The following is a 6,182-nucleotide window of genomic DNA, read 5'->3' on the forward strand; positions in this document are numbered from 1 at the left end:
CCTGCGATGAAAGCCAGCCTGTTCCGTTTCGGTATCAATCTGTGGCCGCCCTTCCTTTTCGCCGGCATCCATGTCACCGATATCAGCACCGACTACCGCTACGTTCGGGTCGAACTGCGGCAGCGGCCGTGGAACGTGAACTATGTGCGCACCCACTTCGGTGGCAGCCTGTTTGCGATGACCGACCCGTTCTGGATGTTGTGCCTGCTGCAGAACATGGGCAGCCGCTACTTCGTGTGGGACCGCGCCGGTGCCATTGAATTCCTCAAGCCCGGCCGCGGCGTGGTCTGGACCGAATTCAAGCTCGACGACGCCATCCTGGACGAGATCAAGCTCGCCACGGCTGGTGGTGACAAGTACCTGCACTGGTTCGAGAACGATGTCGTCGACGCCAAGGGCGAGGTCGTCGCCCGGGTCCGCAAACAGGTCTACGTGCGACTCAAGCCTGACGCTCGCAAACAGGATTGATCCAGCCGACCGATCATTGCCTGACAGCGGTGCCTGGCAGAGGCACCGAGAACGCAGCACCGTTGTCCTTGCCGTAGTAGGAGGCAACCTGCAGGCTGGCGCCATCATTGCCCAACAGCAGCGGCCGCGCTCCCTCGCGCAGACGTGCCGGCACCTGTGCCAACGCAGCGGCTGCATCGACGTGCGGGTTCGCCCGCAACCACAGCAACGCTTCAGCCAGACGCAGCCGCGCGCCAGCATCCTGCAGGGATGAACCGTAGTTGTCGTATGCCGGCCCGGAGATGCCCGCCACGATGCAGCCCACCGCATTGGCCGCACATTCCAGCCGCCATGTGCTGCTTGATGCATGCGACCAATGCACCGGGATATCAGCGGCCAACGCATCGACGGTGCGCTGGCTGCAAGCACCGGCCATCGACAGCGCAAGCAGGCCTTCGGTTTTCTGCTTGTCCAGGGCCAGCCAGCCAAACCCGACGGGGGTGATCTCAAGGCTGCCGCTGACCATCGCGAATTCCCCCTGCATCGCGGGACACAGGCTCAGCGCCTGCGGCGCCGGCGCAACGAACACGCCTTCGCACGTTGCCGGCAATGGATGCGCCACCGGCAGCTCGGCCAGCACCGACGCCAGCAATCGAACGTTGCCGCCGACCATCGCGGCACCAATGTTGGCCGGCACCAGACCGTCGCCATGCGACATCAGCACTTTTGCAGTGCGCACATCACTGCAGATGCCGGCCAACGCCTCGTCGCTGCGCCCCTGCACATGGGCAAGCGCATGCGCAGACAGCGAACGTTGCAGCAAGTTGAAGCTGGGAATGGGCAGCCGTCCGTCGGCAACAAAGCGACTGCGGTAGTGGCTGTCGCCAGACAGTGCGTTGATCCGCGTCAGCAATCCGCGCTGCCCGACAAGCGCCGCCTCCACTGCGGCAGGGTTGGCGCGCACCAGCGCCAGACAATCGGCCTGCCGCCAGCGGCAAGGCAAGGTCGCATCGGCCACCTCGCGGTAACGGAGCTGCGCGACGCTGGCCGTGGCTGACGGTGTGAACGGCGCATCACCCGGCAGATCAGCCAGACGTTGAACGTCCTCGGCAATGATCGCCGCGCGCTCGGCATCGGGCACATCGTCGAAGCCGAGCAGCCAGATGCCATCGAACGCATTGCCGCCCGGCGGCGGCGCTACCGCCGCTGGCCGCAACAGCGCCAAGGCCTCCCGTTGGGCCGCCGGCATCGGCATCAGCCGCGACAGCGTCCATACCCCGACCACCACCAGCAGCCCCAACGCCACGCCCCACAGACTCCAACGCACCACGTTCAACACAGCGTTCTCCCCCTGCATCCGTCCCTGAACCAGGCCGAGCTTATCGGCCCCTGTCGTACCGCTACAATCAGCGCATGTCCGCCGATGCCGTGTCCCCCTCCCCCCGCCCCTCCCTGCAACGTCTTTTCCTGACCGGCCTGCTTACGCTGCTGCCGATCTGGCTGACCTGGGTGGTCGTCAAATTCGTGTTCGTGCTGCTATCGGGCATCAGCAGTCCGCTGGTGATCCCGCTGTCCGAGCGTATCGCTGCCTCGTTCCCGCACTACCTGGGTTGGATCAAGGTGGAGTGGATGCAGGACCTTACCGGCCTGCTGGCCACCGTGCTGGTGATCCTGGTGGTGGGCATTCTCAGCCGCCGCGTGATCGGCCAACGGCTGCTGCGCTGGTTTGGTGCGGTGATCCGCCGTATCCCGTTGGCCAGCATCATCTATGACAGCGCCAAGAAGCTGCTGGACATCCTGCAGACCCAGCCCGGCAGCACCCAGCGCGTGGTCCTGATCGACTTCCCGCACCGTGACATGAAGTCGGTCGGCCTGGTCACCCGCGTCATCCGTGAAACCGGCACCGGCCGCGAGTTGGCCGCCGTCTACGTGCCAACCACGCCCAACCCCACCTCCGGTTACTTGGAAATCGTACCGGTGGAGTTGCTCACCCCCACCGACTGGACGGTGGACCAGGCGATGAGCTTCATCATCTCCGGTGGCGCGGTCGCTCCTGAAACGGTGCCATTCACCCGCACCGCAGACCGATAGAACGCCTGGGCCGGGTGAACAGGAGCGCGACGTGAGTGAGGGCTGCAGCATCGGCTTGCTGCAGGTGAACACGGGAGCAATGCCCTCATGCACTCCCGCGCCCCACTCCCATTCACTCACTCACGCCGTATAGCCGTAGCCGTCGATATCGGGCAAGCTCCCGGGCCAGTGTGTTTTCGGAACAACCGATGCCTTCCAGCCCGCTTCGCATTCTTGCGCTCGCAATCGCTTCAATCATGACGCTCTCCGCCACGGCACCTGCCGAGGCCGCCAAGAAAAAGAGCCAGCGCCCGACTGCGTCGCAGAGCCGCGCCGCCAAACCCAGGCCGCGCACCGCGCCGCGACCGGCCCCCCGCCGCGCGGCACCGGCACCGCTGCCAGTCCGCCAGGACAAGGCCAGCCAGCTGAACCGCATCTACGACGAGTACTGGGATGCCTCGATGCGGTTGAACCCGTTGCAGGCCACATTCCAGGGCGACACTCGTTTCAACGACCAGCTTCCCAATTTCCTGTCATCGGCCTCACGCCAGCAATCCCATGACTTCATGGTCGAGTGGCTGGGCAAGGTGGAGAAAGTAGGCCCCGATGGCCTGCAGGGCCAGGACCTGCTCAGCTACGAAATCTTCCTGCGCGATGCGCATGTGTCATTGGCCGGTGAGCAATACCCGACCTGGATGATGCCGATCAACCAGTACTACAACCTGTCCAGCATCATCGCCGTGCTCGGCTCCGGTGCCGGTGCGCAGCCGTTCCGCACGGTCAAGGACTACGAAAACTGGTCGCGGCGTTCACTGGGCATCCCGGGCCTGTTCGAGCAGGCCATCGCCAACATGCGCGAAGGCATGGCCGCGGGCGTGGTGCAACCGCGCACGCTGATGGAAAAGGTGCTGCCGCAGCTGGATGCGGTGATCAAACCGACCGCCGAGGAAAGCCTGTTCTGGGGCCCCATCCGCAACCTGCCTGAAGACTTCTCCGCCGCAGACAAGGCGCGGCTGACCGCCGAATACAAACGCATGATCGAGTACCGGATCATGCCGGCCTACCGCTCGCTTCGCGGCTTCATCGCTACCGAGTACATGCCGGCCACACGCCGCACCGATGGCATGAGCGCACTGCCCAATGGTCAGGCCTGGTACGCCTACAACGTAGCCAGCAGTACCACGCCGGTGCGCACGCCGGCGGAAATCCACGCGCTCGGTGAGCAGGAAGTAAAGGATCTGCAGGCACGCATCACCACGGTGATGAAAGACGCCCGGATCCGCGGCTCGATGCAGAAGAATTTCAACGCGATGCGCAGCGATCGCCAGTTCGTCTTCAAGGACGCCAATGCGCTGCTTGCGCGTTACCGCGAAACCGGTCAGCGCGTGGAAGCGGCCCTGCCGCGCATGTTCAACCAGCGCCCCAAGGCCGCACTGGAAATCAAACCGGTGGAACCGGAGCGCGCGCTCACCGCCAGCGCCGCCAGCTACCAGCCCGGCAGTGGCGACGGCCAGCAACCCGGAGTCTTGTACGTGAACACCAGCGACCTGCCCTCGCGCAAGCGCTGGTCGGTCACCCTGCAGTATCTGCACGAGGGCATTCCCGGCCATCACTTCCAGCTGGGCGCACAGCAGGAACTGGCAGGCCTGCCGCGCTTCCGTCGCCTCGGTGGCGATGTCGCCTTCGTCGAGGGCTGGGGTCTGTATGCCGAATCGCTGGGTGAAGAGCTTGATCTCTACAACGATCCCTACGACCACCTGGGCTATCTGCAGACCACCTTGCTGCGCACCGTGCGACTGGTCGCCGACACCGGTTTGAATGCCAGCGGCTGGAATCGCCAGCAGACCATCGATTACATGGTCGACAATGCCGACATCTCGGCCACGGATGCCGCCTCCGAAGTGGAGCGTTTCATGGCGCTGCCCGGGCAGACGCTGGCGCTGCGCGTCGGCGAGATCAAGATCAAGCTGCTGCGCGACAAGGCCAAGGCCGCGCTGGGCGAGCGCTTCGATGTGCGCGAATTCCATCATGAGATATTGAAGGACGGCTCGATGCCGCTGGATATTCTGGAAGCCAAGATCGACCGCTGGATTGCCAGCAAGAAAGCCTGACAACCAACCCAGGAGTTGCCATGTACCGGTGGATGTACCGACTCGCCCCGCTGTGCCTGTTCGCGTTCTCCACCGCCATGGCGGCCCCCGTCGTGGCACCGCCGGACCCCGGCATCGATGCCTTGATGCAGCGTTATGACGGCCAGGTCCCCGGTGCATCGGTGCTGGTGCTCAAGGACGGCCAACCCGCGTTCCGGCGCAGCTACGGATTGGCCGTGGTCGAAGACCGCACCGCGGTCACGCCGGCCAGCAATTTCCGCCTGGCCTCGGTGAGCAAGCAGTTCACCGCCGCAGCCGTTCTGCTGTTGGCCGAGGACGGCACGTTGTCCATCGACGATCCACTGAAGAAATGGCTGCCCAGCCTGCCCACCGTGGCCGACGGCATGACCCTGCGGCAGTTGCTCAGCCACACCAGCGGCCTGCTCGATTACGAAGACCTGATGGATCCGGCCGACACCCGCCAGGTACACGACATCGACGTACTGCGGCTGCTGGAAAAAGAGAACCGCACCTATTTCGCCCCCGGCAGCAGCTACCGCTACAGCAACAGCGGCTACGCGCTGCTCGCATTGGTGGTGGGTAAGGCATCGGGCAGCGATTTCGCCACATTCCTGCGCCAGCGCATTTTTCTACCGCTGGGCATGACCCATAGCTACGCGCACCAGGACGGCGTCGACGACGTACCCAACCGCGCCTACGGCTACAGCGAAATCGACGGGCGTTGGCAGCGCACCGACCAGAGCACCACCAGCGCGGTGCTTGGCGACGGCGGCATCTATTCCTCAATCGACGACCTGGCCAAGTGGGACGCCGCGCTGTACGACGAACGCCTGCTGCGCCGCAGTTCACTGCAACTGGCCTTCAGCCCGGCGACCAGAACCAACGAGCCGGATGTGCCGCATTACGGCTTTGGCTGGCGCATCAATGGAGATGCGCTGTGGCACAGCGGCGAGAGCATTGGCTTCCGCAACGTGATCGTGCGGTATCCCAAGCAGAAGCTGACGGTGATCGTACTGACCAACCGCAATGAACCAGAACCCTATTCACTGGCGATCGACATCGCCCGCCGCTGGCTGGATGCAGCGCGATGAAACTGCTGGCCGGCATCCATCATGTCGCCGTGATCAGCGCGGACTATGCACGTTCGCGTGACTTCTATACGCGCATCCTGGGGCTGGAAGTGATCGCGGAGAACTTCCGCGCCGAGCGCGGCTCGTGGAAGCTGGACCTGCGCCTGCCCGATGGCAGTCAGCTGGAGTTGTTCTCCTTTCCCAATCCACCCGCGCGTCCAAGCCGGCCGGAAGCGTGTGGCTTGCGCCATCTGGCGTTCCGCGTGGACGCATTGGATGACGTTGTCGCCCATCTACAGCGCGAGGGCGTAGCGTGCGAGCCGATCCGTGTGGATGAGTTCACCGGTCGGCGTTTCACCTTCTTTGCTGATCCGGATGATCTGCCGCTGGAGTTGTACGAAGGCGAGTGAGGCTTTTGGCTCCTTTGGCTTTTGGCTCCTTTGGCTTTTGGCTCCTGATTTAGCCCCTCTCCCGCCAGCGGGAG

At 64.2% G+C, this 6,182-nt stretch carries 6 protein-coding genes; 5 read left to right on the top strand and 1 reads right to left on the bottom strand.

Features of this window, described 5'->3' with window-relative positions; translation table 11 throughout:
* Positions 1 to 6: 6 nt before the first annotated feature.
* The gene (locus tag ABB26_RS05365; protein WP_057632640.1) at positions 7 to 468 is read left to right on the top strand and encodes a DUF4442 domain-containing protein; all 462 of its coding nucleotides are present in this window, start codon (positions 7 to 9) and stop codon (positions 466 to 468) included.
* Between the two features lie 13 nt (positions 469 to 481).
* Here ABB26_RS05365 and ABB26_RS05370 read toward each other — a convergent pair whose 3' ends face one another.
* On the bottom strand, positions 482 to 1,783 hold the full coding sequence (locus ABB26_RS05370) for a hypothetical protein (protein WP_152982560.1): 1,302 nt from the start codon (positions 1,781 to 1,783) through the stop codon (positions 482 to 484).
* Positions 1,784 to 1,860: 77 nt separating this feature from the next.
* Between ABB26_RS05370 and ABB26_RS05375 the strand changes: the two genes are divergently transcribed.
* The 4 genes from ABB26_RS05375 (at position 1,861) to gloA2 (ending at position 6,108) form a co-directional block, all read left to right on the top strand.
* Positions 1,861 to 2,538: a DUF502 domain-containing protein gene (locus tag ABB26_RS05375; RefSeq protein WP_057632642.1), complete on the top strand. Its 678-nt coding sequence runs from the start codon at positions 1,861 to 1,863 to the stop codon at positions 2,536 to 2,538.
* Positions 2,539 to 2,726: 188 nt separating this feature from the next.
* Positions 2,727 to 4,628: a DUF885 domain-containing protein gene (locus ABB26_RS05380; RefSeq protein WP_057632643.1), complete on the top strand. Its 1,902-nt coding sequence runs from the start codon at positions 2,727 to 2,729 to the stop codon at positions 4,626 to 4,628.
* A gap of 20 nt (positions 4,629 to 4,648) precedes the next feature.
* Positions 4,649 to 5,719: a serine hydrolase domain-containing protein gene (locus tag ABB26_RS05385; protein ID WP_245626135.1), complete on the top strand. Its 1,071-nt coding sequence runs from the start codon at positions 4,649 to 4,651 to the stop codon at positions 5,717 to 5,719.
* On the top strand, positions 5,716 to 6,108 hold the full coding sequence (gene gloA2, locus ABB26_RS05390; RefSeq protein WP_057632645.1) for an SMU1112c/YaeR family gloxylase I-like metalloprotein: 393 nt from the start codon (positions 5,716 to 5,718) through the stop codon (positions 6,106 to 6,108). Before ABB26_RS05385 ends, gloA2 begins: the two co-directional genes overlap by 4 nt.
* The last annotated feature ends 74 nt before the right edge of the window (positions 6,109 to 6,182 follow it).

Source organism: Stenotrophomonas humi, from assembly GCF_001431415.1.
Classification (GTDB): Bacteria; Pseudomonadota; Gammaproteobacteria; order Xanthomonadales; family Xanthomonadaceae; genus Stenotrophomonas; species Stenotrophomonas humi.